The 354-nt window shown below is 67.5% G+C and carries 1 protein-coding gene; it reads left to right on the top strand.

Annotated features, from left to right (window positions below):
* The coding region (locus AADR41_RS42620; RefSeq protein WP_342287836.1) for an AMP-binding enzyme at positions 1 to 354 on the top strand (354 nt) is incomplete at both ends.

Genomic DNA, 354 nt, shown 5'->3' with positions numbered 1-354 from the left:
ACACCGCCGCTGTCACCACCCGCGAAGACACCCCCGGGGACAAGCGTCTGGTCGCCTACGTCGTTCCCACCCCGGGACACGCCCCCGAGGCGTCGGAACTCCGTACGCATCTCCAGCGGCAGCTGCCGGACTACATGGTCCCCAGCACCTACCTCACCCTCGACCACCTGCCCCTGACACCCAACGGGAAGGTCGACACCAAGGCCCTTCCCGCGCCGGACGGCCACCGCCCCGAACTCGCCACCACCTACACCGCACCCCGCAACTCGACCGAAGAGATCATCACCGGCGTGTGGTCCGACGTCCTCGGCATCGACACCATCGGCATCCACGACAACTTCTTCGAACTGGGCG

The sequence above is a fragment of the Streptomyces sp. CLV115 genome, assembly GCF_038448545.1.
GTDB classification, from domain to species: domain Bacteria; phylum Actinomycetota; class Actinomycetes; order Streptomycetales; family Streptomycetaceae; genus Streptomyces; species Streptomyces sanglieri.
Note: the sequence above shows the minus strand (reverse complement) of the source record. Positions and strands in the feature narration are given on the sequence as shown.